Annotated in this window: 13 protein-coding genes; 3 read left to right on the forward strand and 10 right to left on the reverse strand. The window is 36.9% G+C overall.

Features of this window, described 5'->3' with window-relative positions; all coding sequences use genetic code 11:
• Positions 1 to 191: 191 nt before the first annotated feature.
• The 4 genes from DCO46_RS06120 to DCO46_RS06135 form a co-directional block, all read right to left on the reverse strand.
• A complete protein-coding gene (locus DCO46_RS06120) occupies positions 192 to 3,047 on the reverse strand; it encodes a TIM-barrel domain-containing protein (RefSeq protein WP_116751683.1) in 2,856 nt (951 codons plus the stop codon).
• Between the two features lie 242 nt (positions 3,048 to 3,289).
• A complete protein-coding gene (locus DCO46_RS06125; RefSeq protein WP_116751684.1) occupies positions 3,290 to 6,427 on the reverse strand; it encodes a T9SS type A sorting domain-containing protein in 3,138 nt (1,045 codons plus the stop codon).
• A 45-nt stretch (positions 6,428 to 6,472) separates the two neighbouring features.
• Positions 6,473 to 7,234: a LytR/AlgR family response regulator transcription factor gene (locus DCO46_RS06130; RefSeq protein ID WP_116751685.1), complete on the reverse strand. Its 762-nt coding sequence runs from the start codon at positions 7,232 to 7,234 to the stop codon at positions 6,473 to 6,475.
• A gap of 11 nt (positions 7,235 to 7,245) precedes the next feature.
• A complete protein-coding gene (locus DCO46_RS06135; RefSeq protein ID WP_165828855.1) occupies positions 7,246 to 9,180 on the reverse strand; it encodes a tetratricopeptide repeat protein in 1,935 nt (644 codons plus the stop codon).
• Between the two features lie 243 nt (positions 9,181 to 9,423).
• Between DCO46_RS06135 and DCO46_RS06140 the strand changes: the two genes are divergently transcribed.
• The 3 genes from DCO46_RS06140 to DCO46_RS06150 all read left to right on the forward strand — a co-directional run bounded on the left by DCO46_RS06140 (position 9,424) and on the right by DCO46_RS06150 (position 12,455).
• Complete coding sequence (locus DCO46_RS06140) at positions 9,424 to 10,044, forward strand: hypothetical protein (protein WP_124019544.1); 621 nt, start codon at positions 9,424 to 9,426, stop codon at positions 10,042 to 10,044.
• Positions 10,045 to 11,982, forward strand: a complete 1,938-nt coding sequence (locus tag DCO46_RS06145) for a hypothetical protein (RefSeq protein ID WP_243416263.1) — start codon at positions 10,045 to 10,047, stop codon at positions 11,980 to 11,982. It begins immediately after the preceding gene.
• Positions 11,983 to 12,062: 80 nt separating this feature from the next.
• On the forward strand, positions 12,063 to 12,455 hold the full coding sequence (locus DCO46_RS06150; RefSeq protein ID WP_116751688.1) for a hypothetical protein: 393 nt from the start codon (positions 12,063 to 12,065) through the stop codon (positions 12,453 to 12,455).
• 81 nt (positions 12,456 to 12,536) lie between these two features.
• On the opposite strand, the gene DCO46_RS06155 is transcribed toward DCO46_RS06150, so the two are convergent.
• The 6 genes from DCO46_RS06155 to DCO46_RS06180 form a co-directional block, all read right to left on the reverse strand.
• Positions 12,537 to 13,616: an alpha/beta hydrolase gene (locus tag DCO46_RS06155; protein ID WP_207784952.1), complete on the reverse strand. Its 1,080-nt coding sequence runs from the start codon at positions 13,614 to 13,616 to the stop codon at positions 12,537 to 12,539.
• A 75-nt stretch (positions 13,617 to 13,691) separates the two neighbouring features.
• On the reverse strand, positions 13,692 to 14,564 hold the full coding sequence (locus DCO46_RS06160) for a helix-turn-helix domain-containing protein (protein ID WP_116751689.1): 873 nt from the start codon (positions 14,562 to 14,564) through the stop codon (positions 13,692 to 13,694).
• On the reverse strand, positions 14,564 to 14,968 hold the full coding sequence (locus tag DCO46_RS06165; RefSeq protein ID WP_243416264.1) for a response regulator: 405 nt from the start codon (positions 14,966 to 14,968) through the stop codon (positions 14,564 to 14,566). The genes DCO46_RS06160 and DCO46_RS06165 overlap by 1 nt, the downstream gene beginning before the upstream one ends.
• 11 nt (positions 14,969 to 14,979) lie before the next feature.
• A complete protein-coding gene (locus DCO46_RS06170; protein ID WP_243416265.1) occupies positions 14,980 to 16,185 on the reverse strand; it encodes an ATP-binding protein in 1,206 nt (401 codons plus the stop codon).
• Between the two features lie 53 nt (positions 16,186 to 16,238).
• Positions 16,239 to 16,538, reverse strand: a complete 300-nt coding sequence (locus tag DCO46_RS06175) for a circadian clock KaiB family protein (RefSeq protein ID WP_116751692.1) — start codon at positions 16,536 to 16,538, stop codon at positions 16,239 to 16,241.
• Between the two features lie 2 nt (positions 16,539 to 16,540).
• Positions 16,541 to 16,837 (reverse strand): circadian clock KaiB family protein, encoded by a 297-nt coding sequence (locus DCO46_RS06180; RefSeq protein WP_116751693.1) that lies wholly within the window; start codon positions 16,835 to 16,837, stop codon positions 16,541 to 16,543.

The following is a 16,837-nucleotide window of genomic DNA, read 5'->3' on the forward strand; positions in this document are numbered from 1 at the left end:
AAAATCTTAAAATTCCATCATAAGACGTCTTAATTATACCTACAAGGTTTTTAAAACCTTGCAGGAGTTGTTATGTGAAATTTTCAGAATATTTTGAAATTAACGTTCCTGCAAGGTTTCCAAAAACCTTGTAGGTATGCTTACAAAATAAAAAAGAGGTTTATACAATTAGCATAAACCTCTTTTCTGTTTTATTTCAGCTTAATAATCTGCTGCTGTCCGTCATAAGTAATTTCTTTTCCTTTGGCCTCATAATCAAAAGCCTGTGGTTTGTTTTTGCTTACGGCTACAATTACAAATTTTCGGTTTTTGATCATTCCGTCAAATTTGCCTTTTTGGTCACCAATGGTCAGTGTTCCCGAAGCTTCGTTATAACTGAAAGCGATGTTAGAGAAACTTCCTTTTTCGTAGTTATAATTTTCATTTTCATCTTCATATAAAGTAAACTTACCATCTTGTCCCATATAGACATACAGTACAATTTTGTCAGCCGGTTTCTCTGTAGTGTATTGTATTTCAGGTCCAACCGGAATAATGGCGCCTTCGCGAATGAATAGCGGAATCTGCTCATAAGGAGCGTCAACATTTACCTGCTGACCGCCCGTGATGTAACGGCCTGTATAGAAATCAAACCAGTTTGTTCCTTCAGGGAAATACACATTTCGGTTACGGGCTTCGTATTTATAAACCGGACAAACCATAAATGAAGGTCCGAACATAAACTGATCGCTTACATTTTGCACTTTTTTGTCAGCAGCAAAATCCATAAACAAAGGTCTCATGATGGTATAATCATCAAAATACGTCATTCCGGCCATGGTGTAGATATACGGCATCAATCGGTAACGAAGTTTCGTGTAGTACAAAATGGACTGGTAAGCAGGGTGTGTGTCCGGTGCTATATTCCACGGCTCACGGAACGGAAACTGTCCGTGTGCTCTGTACAAAGGAGCAAAAGCACCAAACTGAAACCAGCGTGTGTTTAATTCTCTCCATTCTTTGTAATCAGCATTTTCCTGTCCGTTTTTGTCGTATTGCTGTTGTCCGCCAACATATCTGTCTTCTACACAAAAACCACCAATATCCATTGTCCAGTACGGAATACCGCTTACCGCAAAGTTCAGTCCGGCAGAAATTTGTGCTTTCATATCTTCCCAGCGCGTGGCAATATCACCACTCCAGGTTGCTGTAGAGTAACGCTGTAAACCTGCAAATCCCGAACGGGTTAACAAAAACACTCTTTTATTTGGCTCAACGCTGCGTTGTCCGTCATAAATAGCCTCTGCATTCATTAAGGCATAAGTATTGAAAAACTCGGTAGATGAACCCAAAGCCGTTGGTCCGCACAATGCTTTGCGATAATCCATATCAGTACAATCCAGTACGTTTGGTTCGCTGGCATCCATCCACCAGGCATCAATTTTTAGCGGGTATAAATTATCATAAATCTGTTTCCAGAATAATTTTCTTGCTCCGCCGGAATACGCATCATAAAAAGAACCTACATAACCGGGACCAACCCAGTCACGAACATTGTCTTTTATGGCTTGTTGGTACATCCAGCCTTTTTGGTCAAATTCTTTGAAATGTTCGGTCGTTTTATAAAACTTCGGCCAGACCGAAATCATCATCTTTCCATTCAAAGCATGAATATCATCTACCATTTTCTGTGGGTCCGGGAAACGTTTTTTGTCAAATTCATGGCTTCCCCAGGCATCTTCTTCCCAGTAATTCCAGTCCAGAACGATGTTGTCAATCGGGAATTTGCGTTTTCTGAATTCTTTTAGATTCCCCACAATTTCATCCTGTGTTTTATATCTTTCACGGCTTTGCCAGTATCCCATTGCCCATTTTGGCATAATCTGAGATTTTCCCGTAAGGGTACGGTAGCCTTTAATTACTTCATCTGCAGAATTTCCGTGAACGAAATAATAATCGATTTTCTGCGTCATTTCGCTCCACCAAACCTGATTGTTTACTTCTTCTGCCGGTTGTGGCGTCAGTACACGTAAACCGCAATACGAAGTTCCGCCGTCAGGTTTCCATTCAATTCTTAGGGGTACACGTTTTCCGGCTTGTAGCGGAAGTGCGAATTTAAAACTATTAGGATTCCATGCTGTTCTCCAGCGTTCCGGAACTACTAATTCGTTGTTTAAATACACTTTTACGTAACCGGCATAGTATAAAGTAAATTTATAAGTTCCGTTTTCCGGTGCTTCAATTTCTCCTTCATATGTTACGTTGGCATTTTTTAAAGGGAAATTTTGTGGCAGTTTTTTAATGCTTTTGATGTCTTCAAAGAAAATTGATTCTTCTTTGCGTTCGATGTTTTGTACGTCTTTAACATTCGAAATATAAGTCCCGGTAAGAGCTCCCGGATTTCCTTTTTTATCATATAATTTAAAAACCGTATTCAATTGCGCATACGGACGGCTTTCGCCAAAACGGCTCAGGGAATAACTGTCCCACAAAACCCCGTAGTTTTTGTTTGAAACGATAAAAGGCACGGAAACTTTGGTATTGTACTGAAACAATTCTTCGTTTTTACCTTTATAATTAAACTCATCTGCCTGATGTTGACCCAATCCGTGAAAAGCTTCATCGGCAGGAGAATCAAAAATCTGACGAACGGTATATCCTTTTGTGCCTTCTACTTCAATTGGAGTAAAATTTCTTGTTTTTTCAGCCAGAATCGTTTTACCGTCTTTGTCCTTAAAGTTGATTCCGCCGTTTACTTTAGAAACCATCACTTTTAATTTTGATGTTATTACCGCTATGGAATCGGCAACATTGGTTTCTACTTTATACGGAACTTTTGATTTTCCGGCAACGATAATCAGCGAAGAATCTTTTTTGAATTCTGCATCGGGTGTTGCAGAAACATGAATCAGTTCATCCTGTAAAACCTGAATTCGTACTTTCTGGACATCAGTTGTACTGTTTTGCTTTACGCTTACAATAATGCCGTCATCTATGGTCTGGTATTGTTTTACAGAACACGATGCCAGGAGGGTTGCAGCAAATAAGTAATGTATTTTTTTGTGCATGGTCAAATAGTTAGTTTAAGTAAATATTAAGGTAACAAATTTCACCAATAAAATTGTAATCAGGGTATTTGTATGTTTTGAAGAAGGTATCATGATGAATTATTTTGCAGGTAAAAGCCAATAAACACAGCGATTCTCAGGTTTTGATTCCAAAATAAAAAAGCCTTCTTAAATCGTATGATTCAGAAGGCTTTTGAAAGAGAATAAGTATGTCCTAAATTTATCTCTTAGTATTTTTAGTTTTATTTTTTAATTAATTTCTCGACTTTGACACCGGCTTCGGTTGTAATTCGGATGAAATAAAGACCGTTTGCCTTATTCGAAAGATCAATCTGCGCAGCATTGTTGTCTTCAATTACCGTCTGAAGGATTCTTCCCTGAACATCAAATAATTCAATACTTCTTATGGTCGTATTGCTGTTGATATTTACATTTCCGTTAGTCGGATTTGGATATAAAGCAACACTTTTGTCTACTTCATGATCTTTAACTCCTAATGATTTGAAAATAGTCTCTGCTTTTTCGGTTTCAATTGGTGCGTTGTAGTCAAAATAGATTTCTGCTTCTTTTTCAACATGGTCACCTGTTACAAGATCTGCTGCCGTTTTTATTTTGAATAAAATATTTCCGTGGCTTCCAACCGGAGGATCTTTGGCCATTTTAAGATTAATTTTCGGGAAGCTGAATTCGGCTACATTTCCATGAACAGTAGTTTGTGATGGATGCGAAGAACTTATTAACTGCAATGAATTTACATCGTATTTGGTTTCATCAATAACAATTTTTACCACTACGTTTTCAGCGTCAGCCGTTCCGGTATTTTCAAAATTCACTATATAATGCAGGTAATCACCAATGGTACCAGGAGAAACGCTTTTTCCTTCCAGACAGGTAATGTCATTTGGATCAAATGAACCCACAACAACCTGACTGTAATTGAACACATTGTCTGCCGGGTTAAAATCTCCCGCAATTGGATTTACCGTTGCGGTAAAATTCAGTATATCTCCCAGATTTGCGGGCGGAACCTGTACAGGAGTATTTACATTTAAGCCTACATAATAACTTTTGCTTTCAAAAGGAATCAGGTTGGTGTAATTCCATCCCAGTTCACCCGGAATTTGTACTGCCGGAGCTAAAGTTGCGAGACCGTAATGCAAAAGGGTTTGGTTATAAGTAAAATTAAAGCTTCCGCTGGCAGCCTGATTTCCTTTGTTTTTGATTGTAATCTGGTACCAGGCCATAAAACCGGGTTTTGCAGGAGAAATAGGAGCAATCACAATTTCAACATCACTTTGTGAACCTGCGGCAGTGATACAGAAATCCTGTGTAGTAACATGATTATTCTTGTCCGGAAAAGTAAGTAAGGCATTTACCGGAGAAATAGTAAACAGGGTTGGATTTTCGAGATGCGGTGTGATATTAAAATTTCCTGCATCTGTATAGTAAGTAAATTTTCCGTTGATGTTGGTAAAAGTTTCACTTTGAATAGTCCCGTCATTAATACCGACTTTCACATTGGGTTGTTTAATATCAGCGGCATCACAGCCATTATTGTCAATGTCAAAAGAAATAGTACCGGTTATAGTATTGTAACTTCCGCCCGGAGTAAAAGTACAGTAAGAGTTTACCACCGTATTTGATAATCCCAAATTACCCAGATAGGTTTTTGTAGCGGCGATATCTGCCTCATCCTGACAAACAAATTTAAGGGCAGTATTTGCGGAAGTAAAGAACAGACTTTCGTTTTTTCCGTTTTTGGCAAAAACAGTTTCAAGAGTCGGAATACTGTTTGCTGACAATGACTGGAAATTGGTTAGATTAGAAATATCAATGCTTTTCAGTTGTGTGTTGCTCACGTTTAAGATTTCGATATTCGGAGAATCTGAAAAATCTAATGTGGTTATCGGTGCATTGTTGCAAAACAAACTGGTTAATCCTGAACAGCCTGTAAGGTCAATTGCAGTAACATTGCTATAACTGCAGTTAAATTGCTTTAAACTACTAAGCCCGGCAACATTTACAGTGGTAAGAGGCATTTTTTGAGAAACGGTCCCTGAAATAGAAAAAGTTTCAAGAGCAGTACAGCCCTGCACATTAATGGATGCCAATAAACTGCTTGTATTATTAAGAGAGGGTAAACCAGTACAATTTGAAAAATCGGCATTGGCAATAGTCGTATTTGCAATATTTAAATATGTTAAGCCGCTACAACCGGCAAGATTCAATAAAGTTGTCGGATTATCGTCTATATCCAGCACTTTTAAATGTGTATTGCCCGAAAGGTTTAAGGAAGGAATTTCATTTATACGTACGGTAACCGTTTCTAAATTGACACAGCCCGTCACGTTTAAGTCAGCAATCAGGTTGTTATTTGCTAAAAGTTCGAGAAGATTTGGTGAATCACTCACATCCAGCGCAGTAAGTTTGTTATTGTAAGCTTCGGCCCTGATCAGGGAAGTACAGCCGGAAAGATTTATAAGTGGTAAATCGTTGTTTCTTACACTAAATTGCGTCAGGGCACTACAACCCGAAAGATTTAAGGAAGTCAGTTTATTATCCGGCATATCAAGTCTTTTTAAACTTGTACAATTCGAAAAATCGGCAGTTGTGATTTCATGGTTCTGGGCAAATTCAGAACCCGGAATATCCAGTAATGTACAGCCTGCGGCATTTATTGTAGTAAGAGTTGGATTATCCGTCACGCTAATGACCGTTAATTTGGTTAAACCGGAAACATTTATACTTGTAATTTTATTATTTACTGCATTAAAAAATTCCAGGTTGGGACAACTCGTAAAATCTATTGCAGTAAGCTGGTTATCTGCCAGGTATATTTGTGTTAATCCGTTTAGGTTACTAAGATTCAGAGTAGAAAAAATACTGTTTTGCTGCGCTATAATCATAGACAAAGCCGGACAATTGGAAACCGTTAATGTTGTCAGTAACGGATTTTCCTGTACCGAAAGGGTAGTAAGAGCGTTAAAACCTGAAATTGTAGCAGAAACCAGTGTCGGGCTTTTGCAAAAGAAAGTTTTCAGATTGGGCATTGTAGCCAGATTAATGTTTGTGGCGCTAATTTCCCTGAAACCTAAGTCGGTCAGGTTGGTAAAACCTTCAACTCCCTGAATATTGGTAACCTGCGGGGCATTGAGGCCTTCTATCCAGAGCCTGTCAATAATAGCTGCTTCTGAAGCCTGAATCTGATTGTCAAAGTTGGTATCAATCCGGGTTACGGCAACACCGCCGGAATAGGCTGTAAAGTTATTTGCACCGCCATTTATCAGCATGGCTTTAAAGACAGGATCGGTAAAAGTGAGGATCTGCGCATTTACCATTCCGGTAAAAAGCAATACCATTAAGAGTAATTTTTTTCTCATAATAAACTGGTTTTGAGTATTCGTTAGAAATCTTGGGGTGTTTTTTTAAAGTGAATTAATGAGTTCCTGCAATTTTTCTTTTTTGCTCTGGGCAATCGGAATATTGGCATTATCCGCCATAATTACATATCCGCCATCGGTTTTGATATACGATTTTAAATAAGATAAATTGATTAAATGGGACTGATGAATCCGTTCGAAACCGTGTTCAGTCAATAATTCTTCGTATTCTTTCAGTGTTTTGGAAATCAATACCGGTTTATGATTTTTGATAAAAAACTGGGTGTAATTAATTTTGGCTTCGCAGCGAATGATATCCGAAACTTCAAACAAATGAATTCCGTCGCTGGTAGACAAGGCGATTCTTTTAAAATTATCTACTTTCTTCCGGATATTCTCCAGCAGTAAATCGATGTTCTCAAAGGAGTTGTTTTTCCCGACAGCTTCTTTTATTTTGGCCATTGTAAGTTGCAGCTCTTCGGGGTCAACAGGTTTTAAAATAAAATCCAGAGCACTGAATTTAAACGCTTTTAAGGCATATTGCTCGTGAGCGGTAATAAAAACCACGTGCGCTTTTATTTTGCCGTTTATTTTTGATAAGCGTTCCAGGATATCAAAACCGGTTCCGTCTGTGAGGTGAATGTCAAGAAAAATTACCTGCGGGCGTAATTTCTCTATGGCAACAATTCCTGTTTTGACACTTTCTGCTTCACCAACAATTAGAATATCATTGGTGTAACGTTCCAGAAGTGCTTTCAAACCCGTTCGCAAATGCTTGTCATCGTCTATTAATAGTGCTGTTATCATTTATTCAGGTATTATGGTATGTATTGAATTGGCAGGTACAAAGTGACTTTTGTACCCGTTTTTTGTGGTTCGGAATTTAGATCGGAAATCTCAATTTTAGCCGATTTGGACGTAATGGATTCCATAATCTTAAGCCGTTTTTTGGTGATGGCTAATGCCATGGACTGGTGTGCTGTAACCGAGTTTTCCTTTAAAATTTTCGATTCAGATAAACCGATCCCGTCATCAGTAATAGTGCAGACAAGCTGTAGCTTCTGGACATCAAAACGAACGCTTATTTTTCCTTTTCCGTCTTTGGGAACCATGCCGTGCAGAATGGCGTTTTCTACAAAGGGCTGTATAAGCAGTGGCGGTAATCCCATATTAAATTCTACATTTTCAGTAGACTGAATTTCAAATTCAAATTTATCATCAAACCGGAGCTGTTCCAGTTCCAGATAATTCTGCAGGCTTTCAATTTCCTTATCAATCGGAATCAGGGAACCTTTTGAATATTCCAAAGTAAGCCGCATTAATTTGGAAAACTTAGACAGGTATTTCAAAGCCGAATCCGTTCCGTTCTGAACAATAAAACTGGAAATAGAACTCAGGCAATTAAAAACAAAATGGGGGTTCATTTGCAAATGCAGTGCTTTCTGTTCGTATTCTGCCACTTCTTTTTTTAATGTCAGCTGGCGTTTTACCTGCATTCGGTTATAAATAACCAGACTTAAAATGATCAGCAGCAACCCGCCTAAAATCGAAAAGATAACAAACTGAATTTCCCTTTTGTGCTTTTCAGACAGTAATGCTTCTTTCTTTTTAAACTCATAATTCATTTCCGCTTCCGCGAATTTCATATTTGTTTCCTGATTGATTATACTGTCACGGGCGTTTATATAATTTTTGTAATGCAATAATGCCTCTTTTGGATTATTCATGGATTCGTACAATTCGCTCACCAGTTTCTCCGAATGAAAAGTCTGGTCCTGAACGCCAATTTCCTGTGCATACGCTAATGATTTTTTGGCATAAGAAAGAGCTTCACTGTATTTTTGCTGTTTTTGCAATAAAAGCCCGATGTTGTAAACGGCAAGAGAAGCCCCGAATTTATTCTGCAGTTCCTCATACAAAGCCAGGGATTTTTGGTAATAATTTTGTGCCAGGAGAATATTGTTTTGTTTTTTATAATAATCACCTAGATAATTATTGAGAAGTGCAAATCCGCGTTTGTTCTGGTATTTTTCAAAACCTGCTTTTGCCTTTTCATAATAGGAAAGAGCCTCTTTATATTTTCCTGATTCAAAATAAATGGCGCCAATATTGGTGAGTGTCATGGGAGCATTTTCTTCTTTCAGAACCAATTGTATTTTATAAGCTTCCTTAAGGTAATACAACGCTTTCGGATAAATTTGCTGTGATTTGCAGAGGATGCCAATATTGTTCAGCACTTTAGAAATGTTTTTCTGGTCTTTCAGTTCCTGATAAAATTCTAAGGCTTTTTCGTAATTTTTTAATGATAAAACATATTTGCTTTGCTCGGAATACACGACCCCGGAACTTGCGTAGGCACGTGCCAGGCCGCTTTTTGCTTTTTTATTCAGAGGATCTTTTTGTAAAGCAGCCTGAAATTCTGACTGCGCATTCCTGAAATATTTTAAGGCTACCGAATAATTTGCCAGTATTATAGAAGCATTTCCCTTATTGAAATTTGCTGTTGCCAGTCCAAAATTATAATCGTTTTTTGAACTTAGCAATGCCGCTTTGTTAGCAAAATACAAAGTCGAATCGGGATTGATTTCTTTGTATAAATCTGCCAGCTGATTGTATTGATTAGCCTTTAGTGTATCCGTTTTGGTAATGCGCAGCGCATTTTTTAAACTGTCTATCTGAACATTCTGAGCATCAGATATCCCGAAGGCAAGAATAAATGCTAAGAAACAGATTAAACGGATTTTTGGGTTCACGTGGTTTTGGTTTTTGGTTGTTGTGAGACAAATGTATGATATGTTTTTTAGTATCATAATATCAATTATTATTTATGCGGTTTTGATTATTATTTGCTTCGTCTGACTTATTTTAAAATTCAAACCACATTAAAAGGGCTTGTAGTGCAGGTTTTTCTTTCCTCAAAAATCATCATTTCTAGTGAGCCTGCACGTTTTGTGTTCTTCTACATTTGCTTTCGCTTATCTTAAAAATAAACTGATATGAAAATCAGGCAACGGTGTATAGCTATTATTTTGGTTTTTAATGTCATGCTGGCAATCGCCCAGAATAAAAAAGCGGACAGGAATATGGAAGAATTACAGAACAGAAAAAAAGAAGAGCTGGTACAAATGGCTTTTAACCTGATTATTGAACAACAGCCCAATGTAACATTTGACCCGCGTGATTTTGAAATCACAGCCTGGAAAAACAGCAGGGGAGTGCTGGTGAAATTCCGGAGGATTATTAAATTTTTTCCTTTGAAACCGCTAACTGACAAGCCGGTAGATTTTGATATAACAGTAAATTTAACCCAAAATAATATCCTGCCTTTTGATAACCTTATTAATACGTCTTTTTATATTCCTACTGAAGCAGATCTTGTTGCTCTTGCTTTTATAAAAGAAAAATTTGGTTTGTTTTCCCCAAGTTTTGAAAATGTCATCCGCGAAGGCGAAAATGATTATTTTATTGATTGCGAAAATGAATTTTCATTTGGAAAATACAGTCTCAACAAAAAAACGGGTGAGCATGGTCCCGCTTTGCAGGGGTCTTACATACCGGTTCCTTTTGTGTTGGATGAAAAAGATACAGCAGATTTTTTAATTGAAATAAAAGAATAAATGATGAAGAATTATACTTCTTATAAAAGAATTGATCCGGTTTATTTCAGCGGAGAAGCATTTTTCCCGGTTGGGTTACTACTTGTCGCTGCTTTGATTAGTTATGGCCTGCTGTATGTTTTTGGAATTATTACCGCCATTTTTTTTAATGTTATTATTGCCTGGTGCGGTTACTTTTATATATATTATTATGGCAAATCCCTGACATATATTACATTAGAATTTCTTGCCGGGGTTTTGGGGATAACAGCACTTTTGCTTTTTGTAGATTATGGCGTATATGCATTGGTCAGGTATCAGAAGACCGGTTTGTTTAATGGGCTATATTTTGGTATTTGGATCATTATTCTTTTCGGAAGCCCTTTTGCCCATTACGGATATAAAATCAGCATTAATTATCTGGCAAGGGTTCGGCTGGCACAAACATATTTTAATACCCCGTTTAGCGTTTATCATGATCGTGAACTGCTTACCTATATTGATTCCATTACTTTTATAAACTCTTCTAAACACAGGATTTCAGACATACAGGTAAAAAATGATGTTCCGTTTTATTCCGATAAAGAACTGGACGAAATGGAAACCCGGTCAAAATACAATCACCTGCAGCAATCGGCTTTTTCAAGTTTAATCCATATTCCGTTTAATAGTGACCGTTTTGAAATGAAATGGTATTCTATTGTGGAGGACAAATATTTTAGTATAAATGTGCCTTTTCTAAATGAAAAACTGGTTTTGGAACAGGAAAAATATCCTTATGACGAATCGGAAGCCCTGAGAGGAAAAAAAAGCAAGCGAATGCAGCTTCACCTTTATCAGAACGGAGGATTTAAGTTATATACCGAAGATATAGTTTTGCTTGATTTTTCTGCTAATAATACAGTTGAAATCAGCGCGGAAGAAAAAGAAGAAAGGATAAAAAAACACCGTAGGTCGCACAAGTATTATGATGACGAAGAGCGTTTTTCAGCATTAATAGAAAAACTAAAAAAATCGGATACAATCAGGGAACGCTTTGAACTGCAAAATAAAAAACAGGTCTGGAACCTGAAATTTTCCGGTTTGGACGAACGAAATTATATTGAGTTTTATGATACTTCTTTCAATAGCTATAAAAAAATAGAAAAAGAAGCCATAGCCGAGCCTGAACTGCGATTTTTACCAACAAAAATTGTATTTGTTTACAGAGGCTCATCCCTGTTTCCGTGGTTGAAATTGCATATTGATGTTCAGAAACTCAATCAGGTTATAAAAGAAAACAAAAGCGAAAATGAAAATGATCCGGTTTTATTTTCTCTTGATTTTCATAATGAATCAGAAATTGAAATGGTTTTTAATGTTGTGGTAAACGGAAAAAAGATATTCTTTGGCGATTGGGAAATTGAGATTGATGAAAGGTGGAAAAAAGAAATTGAAGAGGAGCAGGCCGATAAAAAAGAAGACGACCTGAAAAGAAAACTTTTGCAGGAAGGCTGGGATTTTGTTTTTGCAAAGGATTATGATTCGGCACAAAAAAAATGTGATGCTTTATTAGAAATCGATCCAAGGTTTGGTTTTGCTTATTTTCTCGAGGCAAGGCTGGTCTGGTACACCAAAGGTTTTGATGCCTGTTATGCCAAAAAAGATTATTTTATTACCAAAACACAACACGAACCGGCCGCTCTGGCGCACATTTACAATAGTTTTGGCTGTATCCTGGATTTGGAACTGCGTTATGAAGAGGCTTTGGGATATTTTGAAAAAGCGGTAGAGATAAATCCGAAAGAACCTATTTATGTCTGCAATCTGGGAGAGATATTCTACAAATTACACCATCCTAAAAAAGCACTGGAACAGGCAAGAAAAGCCAAAATAATGGGCTATGCGTCTGCAATGCTGAATGAAATTATAGAAAATAAAGGAAAAATCCCTTTGAAAGAAGAAATCAAAATACACTAAAAATCACTAGAAATGGTGATGCCCAATTTATACCATGCTAATACATTTGCCGTATAACAATTACTAAAAAATAAGTAAATATGGGATTAGCAGAAAAGCGTTTAGCCGAATCGATTAAAACAGAAAAAGTTCCTGCTTTTGAAGCAAAATTAAAAGACAGAGCCGGTTATGATATTAAAGTAGACATTGACTGGAATACTTTTACCGCTTATGATGAATATCCATTATCCCGTTTGGATATTGTTTTTGATGATGTAGAGTCATTTGTAAAAAAAATATGTTCTGATGATATGGGCAAAGAAGCGCTGCAGGATAAAATGAAAACAATTCATTTTACCAATTCAGAGAACAACGACGATGTGAAAATGGAATTAAAAGAGAATACTTTGTTTTTAACGGTTCAACTGGTACAATCTTCTTTCAATTCTCAAACCGATTCTCAGATCGCAAATTATGTAGAAGCACTTTTGTAATATGTTGCATTTTTTTGAATATTAGAAAGAAAGGGGAATAGTCTGGTCACTATTCCCTTTTGAATTTTTATATTGTTTTACTTATTTCAGAGTCGATTTAATCACAACCGCAGCCTGTTCTATAGCAGTTTGCACAGCCGGAACATTTGCAATTGGGTTCAAAAGTCCGTAATCATGTATCAATCCGCTGTATCTTGTTAGTGTTACAGGTACTCCAGCTTCGTTTAGTTTTCTGGCATACGCTTCGCCTTCATCTCTCAAAACATCATTTTCGGCAGTTTGCACAAGTGCAGGAGGTAAGTCTTTTAATTGGTCTAAACTGGCCTGCAATGGAGAAGCATAGATTTCTTTTCTTTTATTGTTGTCCGGTAAATAGTTATCCCAGAACCATTTCATCATATTTTTGGTCAAAAATCTTCCGTTTGCAAAAGAATTATAAGATTCAGTTTCAAAATTTGCATCTGTTACCGGCCATAATAAAACCTGTAGTTTAATGTGCGGTCCTTTTTTATCTTTCGCCATTAGGGTAATAGCGGCAGTCATATTTCCTCCGACACTGTTTCCTACTACAGCAAGGTTTTTTCCGTTTACGCCAATTTCTTTTCCATTTTCAGAAACCCATTGTGTTGCCGCATAAATTTCGTTTATGGCCACCGGATATTGTGCTTCCGGAGAAGGAGTGTAGTCCGGAAATACAGCAACCGCGCCACTTGCCACAACCAAATCCCTAACTAATCTTCTGTGTGTCGGATAATCTCCCAAAACCCATCCGCCACCGTGGATAAAGATAAAAACCGGGGCATCTGCTTTTGAACCTTTTGGTTTGGTGATATGAATTTTCACTTTAAGTCCGTTTTGGGAAATCACTTTTTCAGATTCCTCAATTCCGGAATAATTTACTTCTACCGATTTTTGAGCTCCAACCAACACGCCGCGTGCATCAGCGACACTTAATTGTTCAAGCGGTTTTCCGTCACCGGAATTTAATGCTTTCAAAAAACTTCTTACCTCTGTAAAAACCTGTGGGTCATTTTCTCCTTTGTATTGTCTTTCCTGTGCCATGACATTTGTGTTAAGAGTTAGTAATGCGATAATAAACAAACCTTGTTGGATTCTGTTTTTGATGTTACCGTTCAAAACGGCTTGTGCTATAGTTTTCATATCTTATAATGTTTATCAGTTAATTTGACAGGACAAAGATATGGCGGTAGTCAGGCTCAGGAAATAGATAAAAGTCTATTCTGATTGTACATTTTTCCCTTGTAGGTATTTTTTCTTGAAATTTGAGGGAGTATCTCCAACTTTGTTGGTAAAAAGGCGGTTAAAATAAGCCGGATCTTCATATCCGAGCTGGTAGGCAATTTCTTTTACGCTTAAGGCAGAATATCCTAAAAGTCTTTTGGCTTCCAGAATAATCCGGTCTTTTATAATATCGTTTGGCTGCGTTAACTCCAGGCGATTAAATTTATTGGATAAGGTTTTGGGTGCCACGCCCAGTATATCGGCATAATCGGCAACCGTATGTTTGGTCCTGAAGTGAATTTCTACCAGACGGCTGAAATCCCTGAAGAAATCCATTTCTTTTGAAGGCTCATTATTCAGAGCACCCAATTGCTGAATTTTCCAGATTCGGGTTGCTTTTATGATCAGTTGTTTCAGGTACGTCCGGATCATTTCTTCCTGTGAAGAGTCCGGAGTATCAAATTCCTGCTGAATCTGGGTATAAATGCCTTCTACAAACAAAACCTCATTATCAGGCAGGGCTGTCATTGGCATTTCAAATATATTATTAAATAACAATCCGTCACAGGCCACTTCGGCATCGTGAATCTGTACACAATAAAAGTCACGGTTATAATACATAAAATAACCGTGTTGTTTTCCTTCTTTATTAATCTGCAAATATTGGTTGCTGTTAATAAAAAAAAGGGAAGGGCTTGTTGTCTGATAATGTTTGAAATCGATTGTTATCGAATAATTTTCCGGTAAGTAAAGAACTTTAATATAAGGTTTGAAATAATCCCCGTTAATTTCTTCAGCAGAATCAGCATTAAGAACCAGGAACCCTAGTTTTTTATAATTTGATTCAAAAAAATTATGGTTCTTCATTATACCGTAATTTCGGTTTCAACAATTTTTAAAATGTTTTTAGGAATCTCCTCAAAGCCTTCTATAGAATAAGGTTTAATCAGGTACGCTTTTACGCCCAGCTGATCACATTTTTCTTTATAGGCAGGATTTATACTGGTCGAATAAACAAAACACGGTATATGCTTAATTTGATCGGTATTCAAAATTTCCTGTAATGCTTCGATTCCGTCTTTTAGCGGCATATTGATATCCGTAAGAATTACATCCGGTGTTTCCTTAGAAGTGTCTTTCAGGTAATTCAAAAGCTCTTCTCCGTTTGTTACCAGGCTAACTTTATCAAAATGCGCATTCTTATTAAAGGAATCGCAGATGATATCTGCGTCATCAATATCATCTTCGGCAATAATTATATGTAGGTTCATTTTTTGCATTTTTATAGAATTGAGAAATATAGATTAAATGTAGTGCCTTCGTTAAGTTTACTATCGACGGTTATATAACCGGAATGGTTTTCCATAATCTTTTTACAGATCGCAAGACCAATTCCGTTTCCTGAATATTCATTCTTAGCATGTAAACGCTGAAAAATGGTAAAAATTTTGGTCAGGTGGCTTTCTTCCATCCCTATGCCGTTATCTTTTATTTTAATCTGGACAAATTTGTGGTTCTGATTTGGGTTTTGTGCATCGTAATCACCAATCTGAAAAATCTGAATAACAGGAGGAATATCCGTTTTACTATATTTAATGGCATTTGAAATCAGATTGGAAAACAGCTGGCGCATTTGCACTTTGGAAGCGCGCAATACAGGCAGTTTTTCAATTTGGATAGTCGCTTTTTTATCGGTTATGATGATTTCCAGATCTTCTTTTACTTCTGAAATTATTTCGGCCAGATTCACTTCGGTAAGTTCCTCCTGTACCGTATGGGAAGAATAACTAACCAAATCGTCAACGAGTGAATTCAGTCGTACTGCAGATGATTTCATTACATTCATCGCTTTGGCGTCAGCTTCAGCCAGTTTCTCGGCGTTTATTCTTTGGCTGTACATCACTATTTTCCTCAAAGGTTCCTTAAGGTCATGTGATATTACATGTATAAATTCTCCCAGATTTTTGTTGATCCTGTTCAGTTCATTGATTTTTTCCTCAAGCTCCTTCTGATGATGAATTAAGGCATCTTCATGTTTTTTCTTTTCGGTTAAATCCGTAATCACAATACCAATACCCTGTACAGAAGGTTCAAGATCTGTCAGGGCAATGTAAGCCGGAAAAGTTTTTTTCTCATGAATGGTATTAAACACAATTTCATGCGTTGTAACACCATATTTAAGAGCTTCAATAAGAGAAACAAAGTTGCTCTCATTATTAAAATATTCATACAAATAAGTTCCGATTATTTTTTCTGAAGAGATACCTACCAGTTTTGCAAAATAATCATTACAATATAATATCAGCCCATTTCTTGATATACTCAGGGCTCCCTGTCCAAATTTTTCGATAAGGAGCCTGAAGGTGTAATCGGCAGTTTCTAATGAATAAAGCTGTGGTACTCCATTACTGTTTAAAACCAACGCATCTACATCGCCGCCCTTTATAGCATCAACAATACTATTTGATTCATATAGTTCTTCTTTCAAAGACGCTATTTCTGCCAATAAGGATTTGATATTTAAATTTTTATCCTCCAAATTTATTCCTCTATATTTAAAATTTTTAAAACCTTTGCTTTGTCTGATAAATCACCTAAAATGATTCTTTTGGGTTCCGGGCTTGTTTTTATTAAAGTCGGAATGGCAACAATTTGATGTATAATGGCCTGCTCTTTGTCACGGCTGATATCTATAATTTCCAGATCGTAATTATTTTCCAGATACTTGTCACATATCCGGCGCAGGTTCTCTATTGCATGTCCTGATTTAACAGACATACCGGCAACAAAAAGTATAAACCTATGTTTGGACGCACTTGTATCATCAGTTGAGTTACTCATTTTTATGACTTTATAGGTTTAATATTAAGACCCACAAGTACTCTCTCCTCATTAGAAAGGTCGCCAATAATTTTACGGATTGGTTCCGGAAATTTTCTCACTAAAGTTGGTACAGCCAAAATCTGGTCGCCTTCTGCCAACTGTGGATTTTTCAGCAAATCGATAATTTCAATGCTGTATTTTCCGGCCAGATATTCTTCCGCATATTTTTTTATGTTTTCCAGTGCCTTTATTGACTTTGGTGTTTGTCCGGCTATATAAAGCAATAATTGCCATTCGGCTACAACTTCTTTTTTCAT

Source organism: Flavobacterium sp. HTF (assembly GCF_003105115.1).
GTDB lineage: Bacteria > Bacteroidota > Bacteroidia > Flavobacteriales > Flavobacteriaceae > Flavobacterium.

Coding starts and splice junctions, on each gene's coding strand:
- DCO46_RS06120 (WP_116751683.1), bottom strand. CDS start 3,047: ATGCACAAAAAAATACATTACTTATTTGCTGCAACCCTCCTGGCATCG.
- DCO46_RS06125 (WP_116751684.1), bottom strand. CDS start 6,427: ATGAGAAAAAAATTACTCTTAATGGTATTGCTTTTTACCGGAATGGTA.
- DCO46_RS06130 (WP_116751685.1), bottom strand. CDS start 7,234: ATGATAACAGCACTATTAATAGACGATGACAAGCATTTGCGAACGGGT.
- DCO46_RS06140 (WP_124019544.1), top strand. CDS start 9,424: ATGAAAATCAGGCAACGGTGTATAGCTATTATTTTGGTTTTTAATGTC.
- DCO46_RS06145 (WP_243416263.1), top strand. CDS start 10,045: ATGATGAAGAATTATACTTCTTATAAAAGAATTGATCCGGTTTATTTC.
- DCO46_RS06150 (WP_116751688.1), top strand. CDS start 12,063: ATGGGATTAGCAGAAAAGCGTTTAGCCGAATCGATTAAAACAGAAAAA.
- DCO46_RS06155 (WP_207784952.1), bottom strand. CDS start 13,616: ATGAAAACTATAGCACAAGCCGTTTTGAACGGTAACATCAAAAACAGA.
- DCO46_RS06160 (WP_116751689.1), bottom strand. CDS start 14,564: ATGAAGAACCATAATTTTTTTGAATCAAATTATAAAAAACTAGGGTTC.
- DCO46_RS06165 (WP_243416264.1), bottom strand. CDS start 14,968: ATGAACCTACATATAATTATTGCCGAAGATGATATTGATGACGCAGAT.
- DCO46_RS06175 (WP_116751692.1), bottom strand. CDS start 16,538: ATGAGTAACTCAACTGATGATACAAGTGCGTCCAAACATAGGTTTATA.
- DCO46_RS06180 (WP_116751693.1), bottom strand. CDS start 16,837: ATGAAAAAAGAAGTTGTAGCCGAATGGCAATTATTGCTTTATATAGCC.